The sequence below is a fragment of the Pseudomonas sp. GXZC genome (assembly GCF_026967615.1).
GTDB classification, from domain to species: domain Bacteria; phylum Pseudomonadota; class Gammaproteobacteria; order Pseudomonadales; family Pseudomonadaceae; genus Aquipseudomonas; species Aquipseudomonas azotoformans_A.
In genome coordinates this window covers 377,480-400,531 of record NZ_CP114115.1, presented here as the reverse complement: position 1 = coordinate 400,531, position 23,052 = coordinate 377,480, and the positions used below count along the sequence as shown (strand labels likewise).

Genomic DNA, 23,052 nt, shown 5'->3' with positions numbered 1-23,052 from the left:
GCGTTCAAGACGCTTTATTTATGAAGCTGGTTGAGATACATTTCCAGAGGTCAATGCAATCGTGGCCGAAGCGCCGCCTCAAACCAACGTTTGTGATACATGCTGATCGGATATGCCCGCGTCTCCAAAGCCGATGGCTCGCAGTCTCTCGACCTGCAGCACGACGCCTTGCGCGCCGCAGGTGTCGAACGGGACAATATCTATGATGATCTTGCTTCCGGCGGTCGTGATGATCGCCCTGGCTTGACTGCCTGCCTCAAGTCATTGCGTGACGGCGATGTGCTGGTGGTCTGGAAGCTCGATCGCCTCGGACGATCGCTTGCCCATCTGGTCAACACGGTGAAGGAGCTGTCAGACCGCAAGATCGGCCTGCGGGTTCTGACTGGAAAGGGCGCTCAGATCGACACCACGACTGCGTCCGGTCGCATGGTGTTCGGAATCTTCGCCACCTTAGCCGAGTTCGAGCGGGATCTGATCCGAGAGCGCACCATGGCGGGTCTCGCCTCCGCGAGAGCGCGCGGTCGCAAGGGCGGACGAAAATTCGCGCTCACCAAAGCTCAGGTGCGTCTCGCGCAAGCCGCCATGGCCCAGCGCGATACTTCAGTTTCCGATCTCTGCAAGGAACTCGGCATCGAGCGCGTCACTCTCTACCGATATGTCGGTCCCAAAGGCGAGCTCAGAGACCATGGAAAGCATGTTCTCGGACTTACGTAGCAACTCGTTTCTTTTCGCAGGTTGAGCCACCTCCGCGCTTCATCAGAAAACTGAAGGAACCTCCATTGAATCGAACTAATATTTTTTTTGGTGAATCGCATTCTGACTGGTTGCCTGTCAGAGGCGGAGAATCTGGTGATTTTGTTTTTCGACGTGGTGACGGGCATGCCTTCGCGAAAATCGCACCTGCTTCCCGCCGCGGTGAGCTCGCTGGAGAGCGTGACCGCCTCATTTGGCTCAAAGGTCGAGGTGTGGCTTGCCCCGAGGTGATCAACTGGCAGGAGGAACAGGAGGGTGCATGCTTGGTGATAACGGCAATTCCGGGAGTACCGGCGGCTGATCTGTCTGGAGCGGATTTGCTCAAAGCGTGGCCGTCAATGGGGCAGCAACTTGGCGCTGTTCACAGCCTATTGGTTGATCAATGTCCGTTTGAGCGCAGGCTGTCGCGAATGTTCGGACGCGCCGTTGATGTGGTGTCCCGCAATGCCGTCAATCCCGACTTCTTACCGGACGAGGACAAGAGTACGCCGCAGCTCGATCTTTTGGCTCGTGTCGAACGAGAGCTACCGGTGCGGCTCGACCAAGAGCGCACCGATATGGTTGTTTGCCATGGTGATCCCTGCATGCCGAACTTCATGGTGGACCCTAAAACTCTTCAATGCACGGGTCTGATCGACCTTGGGCGGCTCGGAACAGCAGATCGCTATGCCGATTTGGCACTCATGATTGCTAACGCCGAAGAGAACTGGGCAGCGCCAGATGAAGCAGAGCGCGCCTTCGCTGTCCTATTCAATGTATTGGGGATCGAAGCCCCCGACCGCGAACGCCTTGCCTTCTATCTGCGATTGGACCCTCTGACTTGGGGTTGATGTTCATGCCGCCTGTTTTTCCTGCTCATTGGCACGTTTCGCAACCTGTTCTCATTGCGGACACCTTTTCCAGCCTCGTTTGGAAAGTTTCATTGCCAGACGGGACTCCTGCAATCGTCAAGGGATTGAAACCTATAGAAGACATTGCTGATGAACTGCGCGGGGCCGACTATCTGGTATGGCGCAATGGGAGGGGAGCAGTCCGGTTGCTCGGTCGTGAGAACAATCTGATGTTGCTCGAATATGCCGGGGAGCGAATGCTCTCTCACATCGTTGCCGAGCACGGCGACTACCAGGCGACCGAAATTGCAGCGGAACTAATGGCGAAGCTGTATGCCGCATCTGAGGAACCCCTGCCTTCTGCCCTTCTCCCGATCCGGGATCGCTTTGCAGCTTTGTTTCAGCGGGCGCGCGATGATCAAAACGCAGGTTGTCAAACTGACTACGTCCACGCGGCGATTATAGCCGATCAAATGATGAGCAATGCCTCGGAACTGCGTGGGCTACATGGCGATCTGCATCATGAAAACATCATGTTCTCCAGTCGCGGCTGGCTGGTGATAGATCCCGTCGGTCTGGTCGGTGAAGTGGGCTTTGGCGCCGCCAATATGTTCTACGATCCGGCTGACAGAGACGACCTTTGTCTCGATCCCAGACGCATTGCACAGATGGCGGACGCATTCTCTCGTGCGCTGGACGTCGATCCGCGTCGCCTGCTCGACCAGGCGTACGCTTATGGGTGCCTTTCCGCAGCTTGGAACGCGGATGGAGAAGAGGAGCAACGCGATCTAGCTATCGCGGCCGCGATCAAGCAGGTGCGACAGACGTCATACTAGATATCAAGCGACTTCTCCTATCCCCTCGGAACACATCAATCTTACCGGAGAATATCGTTGGCCAAAGCCTTAGCGTAGGATTTCGCCCTCTCCCGCAAACGACCCCTAATTGCCTGTATCGACGGTTCCACCTCGGCTCCAGCTGTTTGCGACTACGCGGCCTGGGCCAGTCTGAGCCTGGAAGCGCCGCTGACCTTCCTGCATGTGCTGGATCAGCGCCAGTATCCGGTTGCAGCAGATTTGAGTGGCAACATTGGCCTTGGCAGCCGCGAGCACCTGCTTGATGAGCTTGCTTCCCTGGATGAACAGCGCGGCAAGTTGGCCCTTGAACAAGGGCGAATCATGCTTGCAGCCGCGAAAGAACGGGCCGTGAATGATGGTGTGCGCGCACCGGAGTCCAAGCAGCGACATGGCGATTTACTGGAGAGCTTGCAAGAGCTGCAAAGTGAAACGCGCTTGCTGGTTATCGGTCGCCAGGGCGAGTCTAGTGGCGGTCTGAGTCAGCATGTCGGAAGCCAGCTGGAAAGCGTTATTCGTATCATGCACCGGCCAATCCTGGTCACCCCGGCCAACTTCCAAAAGCCCAAGAGCGCGATGCTGGCATTCGATGGCGGCGCTACAACCCGCAAGGGTGTGGAGATGCTGGCAGCCAGCCCGCTGCTGAAGGGGCTGCCGATCCATCTGGTCATGGTTGGGCCCGTGAACGACGAAGCGTCCGCGCAGCTGGACTGGGCGCAGAAAGTGCTGATCAACGCCGGATTTACCGTTCGCGCTGAGACTCGGAGCGGTGAAATAGAACGTACCCTGCACGCCTATCAGAAAGAGCATGGCATCGATCTGCTAGTGATGGGGGCTTATGGACACTCACGTATCCGGCAGTTCCTGGTCGGCAGCACCACTACCAGCATGCTCCGTACCACCACCAGTCCGCTGTTACTGCTGCGCTAATGAGCCTGGACGACGCCCTCGATCTTGCCCATTTCAAGACCCTACTGGAACAGCGGGCTGCCGAGCTGGATCGATTGCTGGGAGACGCTGAGTCTCGCTCGCAATCGGTAGAGCTGGATCAAAGCAAGGTGGGGCGTCTATCGAGAATGGACGCACTCCAGCAACAAGCGATGAACGATGCGATCCGCAGTCGTGCACGGCATGAACGTGTCCGTCTCCAACTGGCCCTCAAGCGCTGGCACGAGGGCGACTATGGCTGGTGTAACCAATGCGGCGAGTTGATCGCCTCGGGCCGTCTGGAGTTCGATCCGGCCACGCCGTTGTGTATCACCTGTGCCAGCCGCGCCGAGTCGGGTTGAAACCATCACGGCTCGTGGCGTCAGTCTGATTTAACGAGGCTTCTAATGTATTTGATGGCTAAAAACTGGCTGGGCCGAACACGGAAAGTAAGTGTTTGGATGTGGGCGCTTGTATGCCTTGTGTTGCTCACCGTATTCCAAGTACGTACTCATCACCTTGATGATCGTCTGTACTTTTGGATCAAGACCCACTGGCACACAGACGATTGGCAGGAGCGCTCTGTGTGGCTGCCTGGCTATCGGGTTGAGCTGGATGCTAAGGCGGTTCCCGGTGTGGACAACAACCTTTCGGGCCTGACCTTCGATCCTGACCTAAATCTGCTGTGGGCGGTTACCAATGGCCCGAACGAGCTGCTGGCCCTCAGTCGTGACGGTGACGTGGAGCGACGTTACAGCCTGGATGGCTTCCACGACGTGGAAGCGGTGTCCTATGCCGGCAACGGTCAACTGGTCATTGCCGAAGAGCGGCGGCAGAGCCTGGTTATCGTGGATATCCCCATCGACGAATACGGTAAGCTTTCTCCTGATCGACCATTGAGCCTAGACCAGTATTCAGCGCTAACCTTGGCGCTTGGCAAGGAGGACAACAAAGGCCTTGAAGGGCTCGCCTACGACCTAAAAGGTGATCGTTTGTTTGTGACCAAGGAGCGTGACCCCCGGCAATTACTGGAAGTGAGCGGCCTTCGTGCCAGCCTGGAAGGAGGCGTTTCCCTGCACGTCCGCGACATGTCCAACCTAGTAAAAGACAAGGTGTTTGCCACTGACTTGTCTTCGGTTGTATTCGATCAACAGAGCGGCCATCTGATCCTGCTCAGCGACGAGTCGAAACTGCTGATTGAAATGACCGACGAGGGCAAGGTGGTGAGTTTCCGCTCCTTGGCGAGGGGGTTTGCTGGTTTGCTGAAAGGTATACCCCAAGCCGAAGGCGTAACCATCGACGATGAAGGGTATTTGTACGTGGTCAGCGAGCCGAACTTGTTCTATCGCTTTACCCGCGAGACAGATTGACCAGTCAACAAGCTACAGTCAGGCGTGGCCGGGACGCTTGAACTGTTAGCGTACGATTTTTTCCGAATTCTGCGGGCTCCCCTGGCAGGCTTCGCCACCGTCGGCCTCGCTGCGCTGGCCTGGGCGGCGTTCGTGCAGCCCCTGCCGCGAATGGCCTACAACCCGTCCGACAGCGTGGCGGTCGGTTGGTATCGCATCGAACCGTTCGACCCGCGCACCGCCTCGCGGCCACGTCCGCTGTCCGTGGACAGCATCGTGCTGATGCCGCTGCCCGACAGGGCCGCCATGCTGGCTGCGCAGCGCGGCTACCTGCCGACCCGCGTTCCGCTGCTCAAACGTGTGGGCGCAGTCGCGCCACAACACGTTTGCATCGTCGCCGGCCAGGTTCGCATCGACGGCGTGCCGGTGGCCGCCGCCCTGCCTGCCGACCGGCTGGGCCGGCCGCTGCCATCCTTGCAGCTTTGCCGCCGTCTCCAACCGGGCGAACTGTTCCTGTTGAGCGCGACCAACCCGGCGTCGTTCGACAGCCGCTATTTCGGGCCGGTCAGCGCGTTCGCCGTGATCGGCGTTGCGCATCCGATCTGGCTGGAGACACGTCCATGATGGCCGCCGATTCGCTGCACTTTGCCGCGCCTCTCATCGTGCCATCGGGCATGTCGTTCTACTGTTCGTCGCCGTGTCGTCGCGCGTGCAGTGCGGGTGCATTCGCACCGCACTTCGCGCTGCCTTCGGCGCAGCCGCCCAACGTGCAGGCGTCTTGCCTCGAACGCGCCTGGCCTGCGGCCATTGGCGTGTTCGCCGGCGGGCTGGCTGCTCGTGCAGCAGCGCCGCCGGGCCGCCGATGCCCGGAGCGGGAGCGAGGGCAAAGGCGGAAGGCAAGACAAAGGGTTCGGCACTCTGCCGCCCGCAAAGCCAGTCTGCACGTGGGGTGGCGCGGCACGGCGCGGCTTCGCCGCCGTGCCGCGTGGGGCGCGAGGCACGCGCCGATGCAGGCATGTCCGCGTGCTTCGCACGCTCGGACACGCCGGAGCTTGCAGGGAGCACAGCCATGACCGACCGCGGCGACCATGATTTCTGGGTGCGCCCTGGCGCGCCGAAGAACCGAGGCAAAGGCCAGGGCCAGAGCTTCGTTTCCAAGGTGCTCAAGCAGGCTGGCAAGGCCAGCGGCGGCAAGTCGGCGGTGCGCCGTCCTACCGCTGGCGGGAGCGGCCAGCACGCCGGCCAGCGGCCCGGCTCACGGCTTGGACGCGGCCATACGGCGGCGCGCTTCGCAGGCGCAAAGCTGACCCCTATGTCACGGCGCGTGACCATCAAGACGCTGCTGGTCAACCAGCGCAACGCCAGTCCGCAGTCGCTCGCCAAGCACCTGCGCTACATCGAGCGCGACGGTGCCGGCCGGAACGGCGAGCCGGGCCGTGCCTACGGGCCGCAGACCGACGAAGCCGACCTCGATGCCTTCAAGGAACGCTGCCAGGACGACCGACATCATTTCCGCTTCATCGTCTCACCTGAAGACAGTGCGGAGCTGGACGACCTGCGCACCTACACCCGGCACCTGATGAACCGGATGGAGGCCGACCTGGGGACGCGGCTGGATTGGGTGGCGGTCGATCACTGGAACACCGACAACCCGCACACGCACCTGATCGTGCGCGGACGCGACGATACCGGCAAAGACCTCATCATCGCGGGCGACTACATCGCCCACGGCTTCCGCCATCGCGCCGCCGAGCTGGCGACGGAATGGCTGGGGCCGCGCACCGAACTGGAGATCCAGCAGACCTTGCAGCGCGAGGTGGAGCAAGAGCGGTGGACGAGCCTCGACCGCACGTTGCAGCGCGAGGCCGGCGAGGATGGCCGGGTGCAGATCGAACGCTTCAACGAACCCCGGCTGCAACGCCAGCGCCTGCTGCTGATCGGCCGCCTGCAACACTTGCAGCGCCTGGGCCTGGCCGACGAGGTGCAGCCCGGCACCTGGGCCGTCCATGCGGACGCGGAGAAGACCTTGCGTGCCCTGGGCGAGCGTGGCGACATCATCCGAACGATGCAGCGGGCCATGAGCGGCAAGCCTCGCGAGCTGGCGGTGTTCGAGCCGGGCGACGACGGCCGCACTATCGTCGGTCGCGTGGCTGCTAAGGGTCTGGCCGACGAGCTGCACGACCGCGGCTATCTGGTCATCGACGGGTTGGACGGCAAAGCCCACTACGTCGCGTTGGACGCCCGCGACGAGCTGGCGAACTATCCCATCGGCGCGGTGGTGGAGGTACGCGGTTCCGCCGAGGTGCGGGCGGCCGACAAGAACATCGCCACGCTGGCGAGCAATGGCCTGTACCGCACCGATCACCACCTGGCGATCGAGCAAGGCCGAGCCAAGCCCGGCCGCGACCCGCAAGAGGCTGTGGCGGCCCATATCCGCCGGCTGGAAGCCCTACGGCGGGCCGGCATCGTGGAGCGCGTGGCCGAGGGGTTATGGAAGGTGCCGGACGACTTGGCCGAGCGTGGCCGCCAGTACGACGCGCAGCGGCTGGGCGGCGTGGCGGTCGAACTGAAATCGCATCTGCCGATTGAACGGCAGGCCCGCGTCATCGGCGCGACCTGGCTGGATCAGCAGTTGATCGGCGGCGGCAAGGGACTGGGCGACCTGGGCTTTGGCGGCGATGCTAGGCAAGCCTTGCAGCAGCGCGCCGACTTCCTCGAAGAACAGGGGCTGGCCCAGCGGCGCGGGCAGCGGCTGATTCTCTCCCGGAATCTGCTGGAAACGCTGCGCAATCGGGAGCTGGCGCAGGCCGCCCAGCACATTGCCGCCGATAGCGGATTGGAGCATCGGCACGTCACAGACGGGCAGCGCGTAGCCGGCATCTACCGGCGCTCGGTCATGCTCGCCAGCGGTCGCTATGCGCTGCTCGATGACGGCATGGGATTCAGTCTGGTGCCTTGGCGGCCGATAATCGAGCCACGACTGGGGCAGCAGATCGCCGCGACTGTACGCGGCGGCGGTGTGTCATGGGAGGTTGGACGGCAAAGAGGTCCTGGGATTGGATCGGGGCCGTAGGCTGTCGTACCGAGTTAAGGTGTCGAGCAGCGTTTTGGCCCTAGCTTCTGTGCTCCGTTAAGACGACTAGTCTGTGCTTATCGACGACGCTGTGGGTGCATGGTTGCTTGCCAATTCCGGTGCAACTCGCAAACGCGCTGCCCCGACCTGAACTGCCCATTCAACGATCTGCCCGGCCAATATATCCGTGGCGACACCGAACGCGCTCACCACATCGGCCTCTCGCTTGCTGCCTGTGGCTTGGATTGCTTCGAAGCGTCTACTGGCAATAGCAGTCCGTTTGGCCGGATCGACCAGTTGCACATCGAGCCGAACCGCGGCGATCGCTTCAGTGCCGCGGTATTCGAGCTGGAACGCCCGCAGCGTACTGCGCAACTCCATATCGGCGCTCATTGGGGTGCTATCGGTAATCACGGAAGTCGACCGCCCATCGCGCATGAAGGCTTCGACGATTCGGTCACGCAGCAGCACCGGTGCGGGGTCGGCCCAACGCACTCCTTGCCAAGCCGACAAGCGACCATCGGGCTGCGCAATGAACAGCCGCTCCGAATCCAGGACGCGACTACTCTCAGGGGCGTAGACGCGCAGCGCCCCGGGTCCCGGAACGGCGCGCGGCGTACTCTCCGCCTGGGCGATGTGATAGTCGGGCAATTTGTAGGTGACCATTGGAGCTGCTTTGGGAAGCACACTGCACGCGGACAAGCCGAGTACTAGCGTCATAGTCACGGCAGCGACGGGAATCATCCTGGCGGAAGTGTTCACGGCTTGGTTTCCTCAATGTTCTCTCCACCGAGCAGGTATTGCGCCGGATTGCGATCCAGTCGGCGCAGCACGGTGTTTAGATTGGCCAGCGCCTGCTGGAGTTCGTGCATGGCAGGACCTGTGGCGGCCAAGCCCTGGTTCAGCGATTCCTGATTGTTTTGCAGTAGCGTCTCAACCCTGAAAGCGGCGCGTTCGAGGGATGCCGTTGCATCACGCGTGTTCACCATGATTTGCTTACCATCGTTATTTAGTAGCAGGTTGGCATCGCGAAGAGTGCTATTTGCTTGGCGCACGGCAGCTGTCGATTCTCTGCTTGCTTCGGTCAGATTGCTGATTAACGTCGCGATCTCGGCCCTCTGGTCAGCGACCGCGCCCGTGGTCTGTTCAAGATTCACCAGACTGCGGTGCACAAGAGCCAAATTCTCCTTCGACAGTAACTCCTGCGTGCGCAGCAAGATGCCGTTGAGTGTCGTCATGCTGTTCCCCTCACCGGAGACCAGGGATGCCATCGCCGAACGTGGTGCGAGGATCAACGGTTCCTCGTCCTCTCTCCGATCCAGCAATGGCACGTTTGGCCCACCGTCGCTCAACTCGATCACCGCGTTGCCGGTAATTCCCGTGATGACCAATTCAGCGCGGGTATCCTGCCGGACCGGGATGGTGGCATTGATGCGTACGCGCGCTATCGCCCGCCTTGGGTCTCGCGGTGAAAGAGAAAGTGCAACGACTTCGCCAATCGTGATTCCGCTGTACTGAACCTGGCTGCCGGGCGTAAGCCCGGTCACTGGCTCATCGAACATAATCCGGTAATACTGGTAATCGTGGTCGGAACGTGTGTCGCTGAGCCAAAGCGCGAAGCCAATACCAATCGCACCGAGCAGCACGACGAACAGACCAATGAATACATGATGGGCACGTGGTTCCATGATCAGACCACCTCGTTCTCAGAGTTTAAATATTGCGTGCGCCCAGCCCAATGCGTGCGCGACGGAAGAATGATGCAGATGCGGAGGGGTTTCATGGCTGCGTCTCTTGGCTGGAAGCACCTGTGGCCTGTGCGGCCGCACGGCCACGGGGGCCGTGAAAGTATTCCTGTATCCACGGGTGCTTGAAGCGCTCGACTGCCTCGATGCCGTCGTTGATGAGTACCTTCTGGTTCGCCAGGACCGCGACACGGTCGCATATGGTGTACAGCGTATCGAGGTCGTGGGTTACCAGAAACACCGTGAGGCCCAGTGCATTGCGCAGGGTCAGAATCAATTGGTCGAAAGATGCAGCCCCGATTGGATCCAGTCCTGCGGTGGGTTCGTCAAGAAACAGGATGTTCGCATCAAGCGCCAAGGCTCTCGCCAGTGCTGCTCGTTTCACCATGCCTCCGGACAACGAGGCCGGATACTTGTCTCCCGCTCCGGCAGGCAACCCCACCAAGCCCAGCTTGCTTCTTGCCAAACGCTCGGCAAGAGGCCGCGCCAGACCGACATGCTCGATCAAAGGAAGAGCGACGTTCTCCAAGACGGTCAGCGATGAATACAACGCGCCCTTCTGGAACAGAATGCCGAACCTTCGCTCCATACGCGCGCGCGCAAGCCATTGGGCTCGCAGTAGGTCGCGCCCCCCGATACGGACCACGCCCGAATGCGGCTTCTGCAGCCCGACGACGCTACGCAAGAGCACGGATTTCCCGGTGCCTGACCCTCCCACCACGCCAAGGATTTCCCCGCGCCGCACGTCCAGGTCTAGGTCCTGATGGACCTGCTGGGTTCCAAACCTGTTGTCCAGGCCGCGCACTTCAATAGCGTGTCGCACACCGTTGTCGGTGTCTTGCTTCACCGCGCTCACCAGCCCATCTCCATGAAGAACAGTGCAGCGATGGCGTCTATCAGGATCACCATGAAGATTGATTGCACGACACTAGACGTCGTGTGGTCGCCTACCGACTCAGCGCTACCGGCGACCTTGAACCCTTCATGGCAGCCGATAGCGGCGATCATCACCGCGAAGAGCGGGGACTTGCTCATTCCGACAAGAAAATGGCGCACCTCGATTTTTTCCTGCACGATGGCAAGGAACTGTGCGGGAGGAATTTCCAAGCTCAGTGCGCATACGGTGGCGCCGCCCGCAATGCCAGCCAAGATGCCTACTAAGGTGAGCAGTGGCAAGGACACAAGAAGCGCCAGCACGCGTGGCAGCACCAGTAACTCGATGGGGTCGAGCGCGTTGGAGCGAAGCGCATCGATCTCTTCATTTGCCTTCATCGAACCGATTTGGGCGGTGTACGCGCTTGCGGTACGGCCTGCAATCAATATGGCCGGGAGCAGCACTCCGAACTCGCGCATGAACGAGAAGGCGACCAGATGCACCGAGAAGATGCTGGCACCGAAGTTGGCCAGCACCGTTGCTCCCAGGAACGCCACCACCATTCCTACCATGAAGCTCAGTAGCGCCACGATGGGAATGGCGTCCACCGCTGATCGCTGGATTTGAGCGATCACCGAGGTCGCGCGCCAGCGACGCGGGTGACGAACGGTACGGCTCCATGTTTCGATGATCTGGCCCACGAACCCGGCCAGACCAAGACACGCACGACAGCCCTGTTCCAAGGTCAGGCCTATGCGTCCCAGACCGCGGAGCAGAGGATTCCCGCTCACCGCTGCTTTCTCCGTCTTCTGCTGATCGGTAGCAGCGGCGGCCAGCGCTCTCATTAGGGCGAGGCGATCCGAGGACAGATTTGGAGCTGCCTCCGGCCGGTCGAGTATCGAGTCTGGCCCGAGAATTTCCACCAGCAGAGCCGCGCCGGCGGTGTCCAGTCTCTGGACTTGCGTCCAGTCGAGTAAGGGAGTGGCGTACCCCTCGGCATGACTGATGCGGGCGGCGGACACGGATTTTGCCAGACTGGCGTAGTGCTCTATCGTCCAGTCGCCACCCGCCAGCCATTTGTGATCACCGCCGACCATGGCATCCTGCCGGAGCCAAGCCTGTGAAGCGTTGCTCATGGCTGCGTGTCCCGCCAAGCGCTGTCGATGCGCTCGATGCAGTTCGTGATCGCCGCTTTGGCATGACCCAGCAATGTGTACGAACCGGCGAACTCTTTAATGACGTTGCCGCGCTCGAAGCAACTGGCGGCAGCAACCCGGCGTCCCGTCCTTAAATCGACTGCTTCGAACTCTAGGCTGGCACCACCCGTCGTCACGGGTCCAACCAGCAGGGTCGTCATTGCATTGACTGCCCGATTCGGTGTCTGCAGTTCGGTGACCGCTACACGCACCCGAACCTGTCCCGCGCCACCTGGGGGGGCGGGACTTTTGCCTTCCTGGCGTTTCAGTTCGCTCGTCACATGGTCTAGCACTTCGCGCTGCTGCGCGTCATCGAGCCCATCGATGCGACCCGAGGCGGTCTTGATCTGCGCTTCTTCCACCACGACAGCGGCATAACGCTTGGGCTCGAATCCCGCTGCGCGGTACATCAGTACGTTCTCGTATCGTGTCGGCGATAACTTCTCGTAGTCGCCGAGAAATCCGGAGCGCGTCATGCTGTTGGTCGCGCATCCAGAGAGCGCGCCTGCTGCGCAAAAAAAGATGCCGCCGCGGATCAATGCAGTTTTGCTCTTCATAATGGGTCTCCTTGATCAAACGAAACTAAGACAGGCAATGCCTGCTGCGATGAGGGCGGTGCCAGACCAGCGCGTTACCGATGCGACATCGCCTAGTAGGAGGGCGCCGACGCCCAAGTTTCCAAGTAGCCCGATTCCTGCCCAGGCTGCAGAGGCCGCGCTGATCGGAATCCGCTTGAGCGCGAACCACAAAAGTGCGCCGCTGGCCGCCATGCACGTCACTGCCACACAGAGGCCGACCCAGCGCATCGGACCGCCCGCCGTGATGGCCCGCAGGCCCAGTGGATAGCCCGCTCCTAGAACCCCTGCGGCAATGACAATCGACCAGGATTTCCAGATCAGCGGATGGGTGCTGAATCGCATAAGCCTAGCGAGACATACGCATGAAGCGTGGGTGCATACGAATTCTGAGAATGCGCAGCACGCGGCGGCTCGCAAGAGACTCATGAGCGATCTCCATGCGCGGTGGCGGCACTCAGGTTCCACGGCCCAATTCGCTTGATTCCAAACAGGACTTCGTAAAGCAGCGGAATCAAGCCCAACGTCACCAGCGTTCCGAGTGCCAGCCCACCGATCATCGCGATCGCCATCCCTTTCCATAATGGTCCGGAGAAGAGCATGAGTGGCACCAGTCCCGAAATGCAGGTGACCTTGGTCATCACGATTGGACGAAGCCGTTGTATCGCGGCCCCAACCAAGGCTTCATGGCGTGGCAGGCCTTCCGCTAGCCCCTGGTCGATGCGTTCCAGCAAGAGCACGGCGTTGTTGACAATGATCCCGAACAGGGCCAGTACGCCGAAGGTCGCCATGAAGCTGAAAGGTGTGCCGGTCAGCTTCAGAGCCAATACCACGCCGATAAGCGTGAAAGGGATCGTCGCGAGGATCACACCGAGCTTGCGGAAAGAATTGAACTGCCATACGAACAGCATCAGCATCGCCAGAAATGCGAGGGGCATGTAGGTCGACAGCGCGGCGTTCGATTCGGCGGCTTCCTCGATCTCGCCGCCAAGTTCAACCGAGTAGCCCGCGGGCAGGTCCAGGGCAGCGACGCTAGGCGCCAGGCGGTTGATGATCTCCTGGGCGGTGTAAGAGGTGTTCTGTCCTTGCACGGTGATCGTGCGGATGAGATTGCGCCGTTGGATGACCGAGGGCTCGCTCGCGAGCGATACGTCTGCGACCTGAGCCAGCGTCACCGCTGGACCGCCGTTGGTGGGATAGATGAGCGTCGCGCCTACGTCTGCCGTGCTGCGACGCTCGCTTACGATACTGCGCAGGACGATCGGGACGGAGGTGTCACCGTCGCGAATAACCGAGATCGATCTGCCGCTGTAGCGGACATCCAGCCCGCCAGCGATGTCTTCAGTCGTCACGCCCGCCCGACGCGCGCGGTCCTGGTCGACCCGTACGTCGATGCGGCCAACGCGCGTATCCCAATCGTTCTTGACGTTGATGGTGCCGGGCAGCTTGCGCAGCGCTGCTTCGATTTTGGACGCGGCCCCCAACAATACCTCCTCATCCGGACCGCTGACGCGATAAATGGCAGTCCCTGACTCGGTCGCACCGAGCGAGAAACGCTTGGGCTCGGCGCGCACGTCGCCATGTGCTTGCGCAAAGTAGCTGCGGGTGCGGGCGAGGACGGCGTCGATGTCGCTCTTCGGCTTCAATGTGACAACGAAGTACGCGATGTTCGATGCCGGCAGTGGTGGATTCAGGCTAAGGATGAAGCGCGGGCCACCATCGGCGACGTAGCCGATGTGATCGGAGACTTCTGGATTGATGTTCGTGTCGCCCAGCCAACCACTGATCTGCTTCACGCGGGCGAGCGTTTCGCGCGAGTCGGTACCGGGGGCGAGCTGCACCGGAATCTGGAACTGAAGCCGGTCGGACTTGGGCATGAAATCGTACGGCAGGGTGGTGAAGCCATACAGCGCAATGGCAAGCGCCGCGATCATCGACGCTACATAGACCGCCTTATGGTGGAGCACCCACTCCAGTACGCGCCGGTAGCCACGGTAGAAGCGGGTGTCATAGGCGTCGCCCTGCTCCTGCTTGTGATGGGGTTTGGCGAAGTGGTAGCACAATAGGGGCGTGACAGTCAGGCACAGCAGCCACGAAGCGAACAACGTCAGTGCCAGCACGACCACGAGATTGTGCAGATACTCGCTCGTGGCGTTCTGGCCAAAAAAGAACGGCGAGAACACGATCACGATCACGAGCGAGGACGTGAGCAGCGGAATGGCGAGCGTGCGGCCCGCCTCGAGGCAGGCATGCTTACGATCTTCGCCACCGGCCAGGCGGCGTTCGATGTCTTCGGCAATCACAATGCCGTTGTCCACCAACAAGCCGAGCGCAATGATGATGGCGCCCATCGAGACGTTCTGAAGCTCGATGTTCATCGCGCGCATGACGATGAGTGCACTGAGGATCGTCAACGGCACGATCATGCCCACGATGATCCCGGTGCGCCAACCGAGAAATAGCACGACGACACCGAGGACGACGATGATCGTCTCCATCATGACGTGGTTCATTTTGCCCATCTCGTGCTTGACGACATCGGCCTGGAAAGTGACGTATGACAGATCGAAACCCGCCGGCAGCAGCTTCTCCTGGTCTGCAACCCGTGCTTTGAGCGCTTTTCCGAACTGCTCCACGTTCTGACCGGAGGCCATCGAAACCGCCATGACGACAGCGGGCTGGCCTTTGTAGATGGCAGCAGATTCCGGCGGATCGGCTGGCCGCACACTCACCTGCGCCAGTTCACCCAATGCGATCGTCGGCACGGGCGCCGTACTACTTTGCGGTCGTGGCAGCGCGATCGGCATTGCTCGCAGGGAGGGAGCGTCACGCACTTCGCCACTGACCGCCAAGGTTGCATTGATGCCGCCGACAACAATTTGTCCACCCGAAGCGACGACGTTCTGTTTGACGAGTTGGTCGATCACCCCCTGTGGTGTCAGCTCCAATCGCGCGAGCCTAGGCCGATCGAATTCGAGATAGACGCGCTCTTCCTGCAGGCCGTAGAAAGTGATGCGCTCAATACCAGGCACGGTGTACAGGCGGTCGCGCATCTGCTTGAGCGCGACGCGCATCTCGCTCATGGAGTAACCTGGTGCAGTGACCGCAATCGAGGCAACCGCGACGCGGCCGAAGTCTTCGTCGACGAAAGGCCCCATCGTGCTCTGTGGTAAGGCATCCTTCGAATCGGCGACCTTGGCCCGGACGCGCTGCCAGATCGGTGCCAAGTCGGTGTAGCGGTCCCAGATCGTGACCTGGATCATGGCGCTGCCTGCGCGCACGGTGCTCGTCACGCGCTTGACCTCTGCCAGTTCGCGCAAGCGCTCCTCGATCGGCCGGGCAATGAGTTGCTCAACGCGTTCGGCGGGCAGCCCCGGGTTCAACGCCGTGACCATCGCATCGCGGACCGTGACAGTCGGCTCCTCCTGAGAAGGAAAATTCAGGAAGGTCGCGATGCCGGCGACGAAAATGATGAGCGCTACAAAGTAGGTAAGTCGACTGGCGCGCAGCGCCATCTCGGTGATCTTCATGATGAAGTAACCTGGTGGATCGCGTTAGCGCTTGGTCAATTGAGTGGTGGCTTCCAGTGGTGTCACTGGCTGTCCATCGGTGAGCCATCCTCCTCCGGCGGCAACCACCGTCTCGCCGGGCTTGAGTCCAGCGAGGACGCGCGCGCTGTCTCCTTCCTGTACCGGCGTGAAGCGCACCGCGCGACGGTGCACCTTCTTATCTTCAGGGGTGTAGACGAAGACGGAAGCCTCGCCCGGCTTCGTGCCGAGCACCAGCGAGGCATAAGGTATGGATACAGTCTCGGGCCGAGAGGTCTTGGAGGTTGCCGCAGGTGCGTCGAGCACGACCTGTACGGGAATACCTGGCCGAAGTGCGCGCGCTTGCGCGTTATCTTCAGGCACTAGCACCACGGGTAGGAGCGAGCCATTTTCGGCGCGCAGACCGACACGACGTACCACCGCTCGGATTGGTTGTTCGGCTCCGCTCCAGCTCAGTTCTGCGCGTTGGCCGACATCTATGTGAGGTGCCTGTGTAGTAGACGCGTTCGCGATGATCTCAGTGCCACTGCGCACGCCGTCGACCTGAAATACCGGCGCACCAGCAGCAATGTCGGTGAACGCCAAAGCCAGCTTTTCCGCCACGACACCATCGAAAGGAGCGACGATCATCGTGCCACGTTGTGCTCGTTCGGCCAGGCCAAGCGCCGCCTTGGCAGTGCGCGCTTGACCCTCTGCGACCGCTAGCTGCGCCTTCGCGCTCTCGAACGCAGCAGGGGAGATGACTTCGCTTTCGAGCAACCGGCGCTGTTGATCTGTCTGTACACGTCGATCCATCAGGCCGGCTTCGGCGGCCGCCAGGGATGCTTGCGCTTGTGTCACGCGAAGCCGGTCAGGTTGCGCATCAAGTTCTGCCAGGACTTGGCCGCGGGAGAACCGTTCACCCACGTCGACGTTCAACTTGGCGATCCGTCCTCCTGTTTCAAATCCTAGGATGCTGCGCTCGGTTGCTCGCGCCGAGCCAGTCAATTCGATGCGAGAGCTATGCGGGAGATCCGACTGCGCGGCGGCGAGCTTCACTGCGCGCGGAGGCTCGGATACGGTGGATTGCGAGTTTCCGCACCCTGAGAGCAGAGTCGAAATGGATAGTGTGCAAGCAACCGCCAAGGAGCGCGGTGCGCACGCGGTCATGACACCGCTACGGACGCGACTCATGTGCGTCCTTTTGCCGGGACAAGTTCGAGATGGCCCGAGGCGAGATCCTGGAGCGCCCGAAAGAAATGCCGCCGCTCTGCGGGTGCGAGTATTGGCAAACCCAGAAGATCGGCGAACAGGGCGCCATCCAATGCCAGCATGATGAGTGCCGCGGTCTCGGTGCCACGCGGGGATCGACGCACGCGTTCGTACTGCACGCGGTACCACTCGCGCAGTGGGTCGAGAAGTGTTGGATCTTCCGCAGCTGCCGCGAGCAGCGCTGCGCCCATCTTCTGCATCTCGTCGTCGGGCATCGCTTCCACCTGGCTCGACAGCCAGGGGTCCGGATCTCCGGCAAACCTGCGCTCGTGATTGGCTTGTACCGCGTCGAACGCCCGGATCATCTCGTCGATCAGTGTCACGAACAAATCGCGTTTGGTCTTGAAGTGATAGAGAAACGCCCCTTTGCTCAACCCGGCCCGCACAACGACGGCGTCCAGTGTCAAGCGACTGGCACCTTCCTCCAGCACCAGTTCGCGGGCGGCCTGCAGGATGCGGTCGCGAGTTCGCTGGGCTCCTTGCTGGAGGCCGGGCTGCGCATCGGCGCTGCTATGGGCAGTGGACGGGGGGGGCAACTTTGTTTTCGCGCGGGGCGGCATGGTCGTGCTCCAAAAAAGCTTGAGTCATATACAGTCCAGACGGTATAGTAGAAGCCATACAACAGTCCGTCAAGACTTTTTCGGAACGCAAGGAGCTGCCATGTCTCAAATTCTTGAACGCTATCGCCTCATTGCCATGATTTCTCCGCTACTGCTTCTTGCGGCCTGCAGCCATGCCCCGCACTCTGCCGATCCACCTCGCCTGGATGTACCGGCCCATTTCTCAAATGAAGAGGGAGGTGAAGGCATCTTGGACAAATCGTCCCGCCGTACTCTTCCCGTCGATTGGTGGACGGCCTACGGCGATCCGCACCTCAATGCCTTGGTCCGGGCGGCGCTGGAGCGCAATACCGAACTGACGATTGCGCGAGCGCGCGTGGACGAGGCATCGGCCGCCACGCGGCGAGCACGGGCCTCCCTGCTCCCCTCGTTGTCCGCGGGCACGCAGGCAACTCGAGGACGCGACTATTCAGAGAACGTTGCAATCGGCAATGATGGCCGCGCCACGTTGTCCGCATCGTGGGAGGCAGACCTGTCGGGACGGCTTTCGCAGGCAGCAGAAGGTGCGCGCCTGGATGCGGTGGCAGCCGAACAAGCGTGGGTTGCCACGCGGTGGCAGGTCGCGTTTGAAACAGTGTCGGCGGCTGTGCAGCAGCGCCAAGCCAGTGAGCTCGAAGCGCTAGCCGCGGCGCGGCTGGCATCCGCAGAACGACTCGTCTTGCTGATGCAACGGAAGTTCGAGGCCGGACAAGCTACCGGCTTCGACATCGAGCGTACCCGCGCCGGCGTCGTCGCACTGCGCGTGGAGCAAGAGCAACTGCGGCGTGCGCGCGGCGAGGCGACGCATGCACTCGATGTACTAGTGGGACAAACGCCCGGAGCGCCTGCAGCTTCCCCAACTCTTGCGTCGCTCGCCGTCCCGGACTGGACACCGACACGCATACCTGCGGACCTGCTGAGTGAGCGGCCCGACGTGCGCGCCGCCGAAGCGAAGTTCGCCGCCGAAACCGCGCGCTGGAACGCAGCCGAAGGCGAACGCTTCCCCAGGCTGGTGTTGGACCTGAGCGGCGGACGGCAGCGCGTAGAGAGTGTGGGAACCCGCATCACTGGAAACATTTTTTCACTTGGGGCCGGGGTGTCGTTGCCGATCTTCGATGGTGGCGCGATCCGTGCCGGCATCGAGACCGGAGAGGCGCGCAGCCGAGCTGCCCGTGCGGAGTTCGAGCGCACTTTGTTGAGTGCTTTGCAGGACGTAGAGAACGCATATCTCGGTTGGCATACGCAGCACGCAGCACTGGAGCATCAGGCCGAGGGTGTCGCAGTCGCGGAGCGTCAGCTCGATCGCAGCCGACGTCTGTTCGAGGCGGGACAAGTGGACGCCACGGTGGTGGCCGAGGCTGAGGCCGGGGTGCTGTCAGCGCAGGCTTCGCTGATCCGCACGCGGGCCGAGACAGCCATGCAATGGGGCGTCCTGGCAAAAGTATTATCCGGCTCTCCTGTTTGATCGCAGAAACATGCTGGAGCAGCTTGCGAAGGCTAGCTAAATAGCGTGACGCAAGGCGAAGGTGGTGAGGCCTGAGTGATGAGGAATGCGAACATGGAAATTCGACACCTGCGCTACTTTCTGGCGGTGGCAGAGGAGCTGCACTTTGCCCGAGCCGCAGAGCGCCTCCACATAGAGACATCGCCGCTGTCGCGCGCCATCAAGGAACTTGAGGAAGAGTTGGGCGTAGCGCTATTTGCGAGAACCACTCGGAGCACCCGCTTGACTCGTGCGGGCAGGCTCTTCTTTGAGAGCGTGCCGCGTGTCTTCGCAGCTTTGCAGCAGGCGCGCGACAGTGTGAACGCCGCAGCCAATGGCTTTCATTGCCAGCTCCGTATTGCATTGTCTGATGGAATCACGCCATCGCGCCTGCCTGCGTTGTTGGCGCTCTGCCGGCAGGAAGAGCCGGAAGTGGAAGTTCGCTTCTTCGAGGTGCCTTTGGCACAGCAAATCAAGGGATTGTGTGGCGAACTGTACGATCTCGGCTTCGCTCAATCGGATGAAGTCGGCGAAGGCATCATCGCCGTGCCGGTGTGGAGTGACCCTCTGATGGTAGCTGTGCCCGCACGGCACCCCTTGCTATCCCACAAACAGATTCCCCTAGAAGAGCTGTTGCGGTATCCGCTGGTGCTCTGCGACGCGGTGGCGTGTGAGGGCCATGCTCGGCAAGTTGAACGGGTGCTACGTCGCGTGGACATAGAGCCACTGATTGCCGAACGCGTGACTTCCAGCGATCTAATGATGGTCCTGGTTTCGGCGGGACTTGCACTAGGCCTCACAGGAGGCGCGCATATCACAGCCAGCAGGGAACAGGGGGTGGTCGCACGGCCGCTGACTGGACGTTCGCCAATGCTCACGACCTATCTACTACGGCCGGCCAGCGAGCCGTCAGAAATGCTGACTCGCTTCATGGAACGCGTTCATTCGATCAAATCTCCAGATGCCAAAGGTCGGCGGTAAACCATCACACAATCTCCCAAAGAAAATTAACCATGAAGAAGATTGCTCTCATATTGCTTTCCTCGACATTGGCAGCCTGCAGCCCATCTGGGAAACCAGATAAAGCCAACCTTCCGACAGTCGATGAATTAGCGCTCAATCCTGAGCGTCTGAAAGAGTTGCGCAAGCAATGCAAGTTGGATCGACCAATGCTGGGCGACCAACTATGTAACCGGGTTGCCGAGGCTACGCGAAAGCGCTTTTACGAAGATGGCGATGTGCCCCACACCACGCCTAAAGAGCCGCCGAAGTTCTAAGCTGGTGGTCATGCCGGAGTATGTATGCCGGATATGAAAAATTTGAAGGAGAATCGCAATGGGTTGGATCTATCTTGTTTTGGCTGGATTGTTTGAAATCGGATGGCCGGTCGGGCTGAAAATGGCGCAAGAGCCAACATCGCGTTGGAGTGGGGTCGCAGTAGCCGTCTCTTTCATGACAATTAGCGGCGCCTTCCTATGGCTTGCTCAGCGTCAGATACCGATTGGGACTGCTTATGCGGTGTGGACGGGTATCGGAGCGGCGGGAACTTTCTTAGTCGGAATTCATTTCTATGGCGACCCAACCTCCCTGATGCGATACCTTGGCGTGGCGTTGATCATCCTGGGCGTTATCACGCTCAAGTTATCGAGTTGATCGCTAGCTCCATTGGTAGCGTAGTCGCTAGGCGACCCAGCTCCCAGAGTGGATCGGGCGCTGGGAACTCGTACGGTCACCTCCTCTCTCTAGTCGCTATGTGACGAGCTTGCCGGCGCCTCGGGAGAGTTCGAGCCAGTGCGCGTAAGGCGGTGGGAGCACCCATTCCGGGTGGCTCCACCTTCAGTGCCTGCGCCAAGGTGACCTGAGTACGAACTTTGTAGCCAGTCAGGCAGTGAGTTCGGAGGGGATGCTATCGGATTGGATCCAGTTGCGCCGGATCGTCGCCGGCGGTTTGTAAGCATGCGCGCTATGCGGCCGCTGCTCGTTGTAGAACTGTCGCCAACGTTCGATCAGCACCTTCGCTTCGGTCCGACTGCGGAACCATTCGCGGTTGAGCAGTTCGTCGCCCATCGTTGCCTGCGAAGTCAGGACCAGCAGAATCCTGAGGGGAGTTCTCATCATGGTTTTCTCCGTTCAGACGCTTGGGATCAAGCGGCCGGAGACCACTACGCCTGCTTGGCTTTGCGCGCTGCCTCGACCAAGCTGTCGAGCCAGTCCTGATGGCCGTTGATCATCGGGTTGGGTTTGGCGTTGTGCAGCTCCTCGGCCGGTTTGCCCTTCTGAGTTTCCTGCGTGAGGATGCGCACGCGCCTGCCGTCCAGGTTCTCAACCAGCCAGGCGTGATGCACATCCAGGCGCGTATCTGTGCCTTCCTCGCCGGACCAGCCGTGCCAGGCCACGCGGCCGGGTTGCCCATCCGCAGGTGGCACGTATTCGTTGCACTGCCCCTCTACCGGGAAGCCGAAGGTCTCGAAGTAAAACCGATCGCCGTCGGCCAGTACCGGGCCTTTGCCGTCATGAAAGCACACGTTAGCCGAGTTGGCGTAGTAGCTTGGCCACAGCGATGGTGTGACGAGTAGAGGCCATACGTCGGCCGCGCTCAAGCCGGCGGCGATGATCTCATTGGAGGCGAAATTCTCAGTAAAGCCCGGCGTGTAGCCTTCGGGCCAGAGGATGGCGTTCTGTTGCTTGCTCATATCGAAGCTCCTTCACAAAATGTCGATGACGCAACAGGGGTGGCTGCGTCATTCAAGTGGTCATGGAGCAAATCATGAGCCTCCATCTGCAATAAGTGAAATCCTAAGTTTCTATTTTTGATATCATAAAATATGATATCAAGGCCTAGGTTCTGCCATCCACCGACTAGGCTATCTCGCAGCGGCGCTACGAAAGGGCGCGTCTCCAATTGAGCCGACTGATTGCTTATTTGTAGTGCGAGGTAGAGTTGTGCTGAGCATGACGATAGGAGCGATCTTGCCTACTTGTTGTTAGCACAGGAAGTGAACAGCAGTGCTCGTATCCAGCGATGTGCTGGATCGTGATGGGTGCGTTCGTGCCAAGCAGCCGTCTTGGTGAACCCCGGTATCTTCACCGGCGGCAGGGAGATAGCCAGCTTGTCCATACCGGCGACCAAGCGGCTCGGCAAGATCGCAACCATGTCACTGGCACGCAGGATGTCTGGCAAGATCAGAAAGCTCTTGACCGACAGTGTGACGCTGCGTCGTTTGCCCAACTGTTCTAGCGCATCGTCGGTGACGCCGCGGAAACCTCCACCATCGTAGGAAACAAGCGCATGGTCGAGAGCACAGAACTGTTTAACGGTCAGCTTGCGCCCCATAGCCGCAGGATGGTCTTCCCGCAGGACACACACATAGTGTTCCTTGAACAGCTCTCGGGCATGCAGATTTGGCGGAGTGATCTCTGGCGTCAGGAGGGCTAAATCGATCTGACCGCGCTCAAGCTGGTTCTGTAGCTGCCCGCTCTCGACTGGCACTAATGAGACTCGTACGCGCGGTGCGTGCCGTTTAAGTGCCGATAGAAATGGGACAGCAACGGCACGCAGCGCATAGTCCGTCGCGGCGATGGAGAAGGTCAGTTGTGCGGTGGCCGGATTGAAGGAAGGTGGCTGGAGCAGCGCGTCGATTTCGGCGAGCACCTGCTTGACAGGCATCCCTAGATCCAGCGCCCGCTGCGTTGGAACGATACCCCGCTGCGAGCGCGCGAAAAGCGGGTCACCGAAGCTCTCGCGCAACCGCGTCAGCATGCCACTCAAGGCCGGCTGGGTTAGTCCCAGACGGGCCGCCGCCCGTGTCACATTGCGTTCGTCTAACAATGCGTCCAGCGCCTTGAGCAAGTTGAGATCCATACTCTTGATATTTTTCATTTTTATTCCAATCTTAAATATCATCGTTTTTCATGATATCTAAATATTGCCTATGAGTGGAAGCAAGGCCCATTGACGGCTTTTTTTGGGTAACTTGCTTGGAACTCTGTATGCG

At 60.6% G+C, this 23,052-nt stretch carries 23 protein-coding genes and 1 pseudogene; 12 read left to right on the top strand and 12 right to left on the bottom strand.

Going from position 1 to position 23,052, the window contains the following annotated elements; translation table 11 throughout:
- Window positions 1-99: 99 nt before the first annotated feature.
- The 8 genes from OZ428_RS01960 (at window position 100) to OZ428_RS01925 (ending at window position 7,786) form a co-directional block, all read left to right on the top strand.
- Window positions 100-714 (top strand): recombinase family protein, encoded by a 615-nt coding sequence (locus tag OZ428_RS01960; RefSeq protein ID WP_000904906.1) that lies wholly within the window; start codon window positions 100-102, stop codon window positions 712-714.
- Between the two features lie 65 nt (window positions 715-779).
- Window positions 780-1,583, top strand: a complete 804-nt coding sequence (gene aph(3'')-Ib, locus OZ428_RS01955) for an aminoglycoside O-phosphotransferase APH(3'')-Ib (RefSeq protein WP_010794532.1) — start codon at window positions 780-782, stop codon at window positions 1,581-1,583.
- On the top strand, window positions 1,583-2,419 hold the full coding sequence (locus tag OZ428_RS01950) for an aminoglycoside O-phosphotransferase APH(6)-Id (RefSeq protein ID WP_000480968.1): 837 nt from the start codon (window positions 1,583-1,585) through the stop codon (window positions 2,417-2,419). The genes aph(3'')-Ib and OZ428_RS01950 overlap by 1 nt, the downstream gene beginning before the upstream one ends.
- A 108-nt stretch (window positions 2,420-2,527) precedes the next feature.
- On the top strand, window positions 2,528-3,367 hold the full coding sequence (locus OZ428_RS01945; RefSeq protein WP_026014172.1) for a universal stress protein: 840 nt from the start codon (window positions 2,528-2,530) through the stop codon (window positions 3,365-3,367).
- Window positions 3,367-3,726 (top strand): TraR/DksA family transcriptional regulator, encoded by a 360-nt coding sequence (locus OZ428_RS01940; RefSeq protein WP_003090764.1) that lies wholly within the window; start codon window positions 3,367-3,369, stop codon window positions 3,724-3,726. Before OZ428_RS01945 ends, OZ428_RS01940 begins: the two co-directional genes overlap by 1 nt.
- A gap of 45 nt (window positions 3,727-3,771) precedes the next feature.
- Window positions 3,772-4,734 (top strand): SdiA-regulated domain-containing protein, encoded by a 963-nt coding sequence (locus OZ428_RS01935; protein WP_010794530.1) that lies wholly within the window; start codon window positions 3,772-3,774, stop codon window positions 4,732-4,734.
- Between the two features lie 24 nt (window positions 4,735-4,758).
- Window positions 4,759-5,337, top strand: a complete 579-nt coding sequence (locus OZ428_RS01930; RefSeq protein ID WP_442964814.1) for a S26 family signal peptidase — start codon at window positions 4,759-4,761, stop codon at window positions 5,335-5,337.
- 445 nt (window positions 5,338-5,782) lie between these two features.
- Window positions 5,783-7,786, top strand: a complete 2,004-nt coding sequence (locus tag OZ428_RS01925; protein ID WP_000132148.1) for a relaxase/mobilization nuclease domain-containing protein — start codon at window positions 5,783-5,785, stop codon at window positions 7,784-7,786.
- A 66-nt stretch (window positions 7,787-7,852) separates the two neighbouring features.
- Here the strand turns inward: OZ428_RS01925 and OZ428_RS01920 are convergent, their stop codons facing one another.
- The 9 genes from OZ428_RS01920 to OZ428_RS01880 all read right to left on the bottom strand — a co-directional run bounded on the left by OZ428_RS01920 (window position 7,853) and on the right by OZ428_RS01880 (window position 17,535).
- The gene (locus tag OZ428_RS01920; protein ID WP_003124411.1) at window positions 7,853-8,452 is read right to left on the bottom strand and encodes an ABC-type transport auxiliary lipoprotein family protein; all 600 of its coding nucleotides are present in this window, start codon (window positions 8,450-8,452) and stop codon (window positions 7,853-7,855) included.
- A 92-nt stretch (window positions 8,453-8,544) separates the two neighbouring features.
- Window positions 8,545-9,474, bottom strand: coding sequence for an MlaD family protein (locus OZ428_RS01915; RefSeq protein WP_000433686.1), 930 nt, complete (start codon window positions 9,472-9,474; stop codon window positions 8,545-8,547).
- 91 nt (window positions 9,475-9,565) lie between these two features.
- Window positions 9,566-10,378, bottom strand: a complete 813-nt coding sequence (locus OZ428_RS01910; protein WP_024944155.1) for an ABC transporter ATP-binding protein — start codon at window positions 10,376-10,378, stop codon at window positions 9,566-9,568.
- A gap of 5 nt (window positions 10,379-10,383) precedes the next feature.
- Entirely contained in the window at window positions 10,384-11,541 is a 1,158-nt protein-coding gene (locus OZ428_RS01905; protein ID WP_000063629.1) for an MlaE family ABC transporter permease, read from the bottom strand.
- Entirely contained in the window at window positions 11,538-12,158 is a 621-nt protein-coding gene (locus OZ428_RS01900; RefSeq protein WP_221388699.1) for a DUF3313 family protein, read from the bottom strand. The genes OZ428_RS01905 and OZ428_RS01900 overlap by 4 nt, the downstream gene beginning before the upstream one ends.
- 15 nt (window positions 12,159-12,173) lie before the next feature.
- Window positions 12,174-12,521: a DMT family transporter gene (locus tag OZ428_RS01895; protein WP_038421338.1), complete on the bottom strand. Its 348-nt coding sequence runs from the start codon at window positions 12,519-12,521 to the stop codon at window positions 12,174-12,176.
- A gap of 80 nt (window positions 12,522-12,601) precedes the next feature.
- A complete protein-coding gene (locus OZ428_RS01890) occupies window positions 12,602-15,706 on the bottom strand; it encodes an efflux RND transporter permease subunit (RefSeq protein WP_014603542.1) in 3,105 nt (1,034 codons plus the stop codon).
- A 24-nt stretch (window positions 15,707-15,730) separates the two neighbouring features.
- Complete coding sequence (locus OZ428_RS01885; protein WP_223294861.1) at window positions 15,731-16,873, bottom strand: efflux RND transporter periplasmic adaptor subunit; 1,143 nt, start codon at window positions 16,871-16,873, stop codon at window positions 15,731-15,733.
- A 20-nt stretch (window positions 16,874-16,893) separates the two neighbouring features.
- On the bottom strand, window positions 16,894-17,535 hold the full coding sequence (locus tag OZ428_RS01880) for a TetR/AcrR family transcriptional regulator (protein WP_023093369.1): 642 nt from the start codon (window positions 17,533-17,535) through the stop codon (window positions 16,894-16,896).
- A gap of 100 nt (window positions 17,536-17,635) precedes the next feature.
- Here OZ428_RS01880 and OZ428_RS01875 point away from each other — a divergent pair, with 100 nt between their 5' ends.
- The 4 genes from OZ428_RS01875 (at window position 17,636) to OZ428_RS01860 (ending at window position 20,710) form a co-directional block, all read left to right on the top strand.
- Window positions 17,636-19,039 carry an efflux transporter outer membrane subunit gene (locus OZ428_RS01875; RefSeq protein ID WP_233165453.1) on the top strand — a complete coding sequence of 468 codons (1,404 nt, stop codon included), beginning with the start codon at window positions 17,636-17,638 and terminating at the stop codon, window positions 19,037-19,039.
- Window positions 19,040-19,132: 93 nt separating this feature from the next.
- Window positions 19,133-20,038 carry a LysR family transcriptional regulator gene (locus tag OZ428_RS01870; protein WP_000405670.1) on the top strand — a complete coding sequence of 302 codons (906 nt, stop codon included), beginning with the start codon at window positions 19,133-19,135 and terminating at the stop codon, window positions 20,036-20,038.
- A gap of 32 nt (window positions 20,039-20,070) precedes the next feature.
- Window positions 20,071-20,334 carry an EexN family lipoprotein gene (locus OZ428_RS01865; protein ID WP_000717310.1) on the top strand — a complete coding sequence of 88 codons (264 nt, stop codon included), beginning with the start codon at window positions 20,071-20,073 and terminating at the stop codon, window positions 20,332-20,334.
- 58 nt (window positions 20,335-20,392) lie between these two features.
- On the top strand, window positions 20,393-20,710 hold the full coding sequence (locus OZ428_RS01860; RefSeq protein ID WP_000539741.1) for a DMT family transporter: 318 nt from the start codon (window positions 20,393-20,395) through the stop codon (window positions 20,708-20,710).
- Between the two features lie 228 nt (window positions 20,711-20,938).
- Here the strand turns inward: OZ428_RS01860 and OZ428_RS01855 are convergent.
- The 3 genes and pseudogenes from OZ428_RS01855 to OZ428_RS01845 all read right to left on the bottom strand — a co-directional run.
- Window positions 20,939-21,118, bottom strand: a pseudogene (locus tag OZ428_RS01855) (integrase core domain-containing protein); the annotation flags it as partial.
- Window positions 21,119-21,219: 101 nt separating this feature from the next.
- Complete coding sequence (locus OZ428_RS01850) at window positions 21,220-21,750, bottom strand: hypothetical protein (protein WP_000043569.1); 531 nt, start codon at window positions 21,748-21,750, stop codon at window positions 21,220-21,222.
- Window positions 21,751-22,031: 281 nt separating this feature from the next.
- Entirely contained in the window at window positions 22,032-22,937 is a 906-nt protein-coding gene (locus OZ428_RS01845) for a LysR family transcriptional regulator (protein ID WP_023093368.1), read from the bottom strand.
- Window positions 22,938-23,052 lie beyond the last annotated feature (115 nt).

Bases quoted from the DNA above. Each gene is read 5' to 3' on its own strand.
- OZ428_RS01940 (WP_003090764.1), top strand. From the start codon at position 3,367: ATGAGCCTGGACGACGCCCTCGATCTTGCCCATTTCAAGACCCTACTG.
- OZ428_RS01885 (WP_223294861.1), bottom strand. From the start codon at position 16,873: ATGACCGCGTGCGCACCGCGCTCCTTGGCGGTTGCTTGCACACTATCC.
- OZ428_RS01845 (WP_023093368.1), bottom strand. From the start codon at position 22,937: ATGAAAAATATCAAGAGTATGGATCTCAACTTGCTCAAGGCGCTGGAC.
- OZ428_RS01960 (WP_000904906.1), top strand. From the start codon at position 100: ATGCTGATCGGATATGCCCGCGTCTCCAAAGCCGATGGCTCGCAGTCT.
- OZ428_RS01875 (WP_233165453.1), top strand. From the start codon at position 17,636: ATGTCTCAAATTCTTGAACGCTATCGCCTCATTGCCATGATTTCTCCG.
- OZ428_RS01865 (WP_000717310.1), top strand. From the start codon at position 20,071: ATGAAGAAGATTGCTCTCATATTGCTTTCCTCGACATTGGCAGCCTGC.
- OZ428_RS01920 (WP_003124411.1), bottom strand. From the start codon at position 8,452: ATGGTCACCTACAAATTGCCCGACTATCACATCGCCCAGGCGGAGAGT.
- OZ428_RS01860 (WP_000539741.1), top strand. From the start codon at position 20,393: ATGGGTTGGATCTATCTTGTTTTGGCTGGATTGTTTGAAATCGGATGG.
- OZ428_RS01870 (WP_000405670.1), top strand. From the start codon at position 19,133: ATGGAAATTCGACACCTGCGCTACTTTCTGGCGGTGGCAGAGGAGCTG.
- OZ428_RS01880 (WP_023093369.1), bottom strand. From the start codon at position 17,535: ATGCCGCCCCGCGCGAAAACAAAGTTGCCCCCCCCGTCCACTGCCCAT.
- OZ428_RS01915 (WP_000433686.1), bottom strand. From the start codon at position 9,474: ATGGAACCACGTGCCCATCATGTATTCATTGGTCTGTTCGTCGTGCTG.
- OZ428_RS01935 (WP_010794530.1), top strand. From the start codon at position 3,772: ATGTATTTGATGGCTAAAAACTGGCTGGGCCGAACACGGAAAGTAAGT.
- OZ428_RS01895 (WP_038421338.1), bottom strand. From the start codon at position 12,521: ATGCGATTCAGCACCCATCCGCTGATCTGGAAATCCTGGTCGATTGTC.
- OZ428_RS01850 (WP_000043569.1), bottom strand. From the start codon at position 21,750: ATGAGCAAGCAACAGAACGCCATCCTCTGGCCCGAAGGCTACACGCCG.
- OZ428_RS01905 (WP_000063629.1), bottom strand. From the start codon at position 11,541: ATGAGCAACGCTTCACAGGCTTGGCTCCGGCAGGATGCCATGGTCGGC.
- OZ428_RS01950 (WP_000480968.1), top strand. From the start codon at position 1,583: ATGTTCATGCCGCCTGTTTTTCCTGCTCATTGGCACGTTTCGCAACCT.
- OZ428_RS01890 (WP_014603542.1), bottom strand. From the start codon at position 15,706: ATGAAGATCACCGAGATGGCGCTGCGCGCCAGTCGACTTACCTACTTT.
- OZ428_RS01900 (WP_221388699.1), bottom strand. From the start codon at position 12,158: ATGAAGAGCAAAACTGCATTGATCCGCGGCGGCATCTTTTTTTGCGCA.
- OZ428_RS01925 (WP_000132148.1), top strand. From the start codon at position 5,783: ATGACCGACCGCGGCGACCATGATTTCTGGGTGCGCCCTGGCGCGCCG.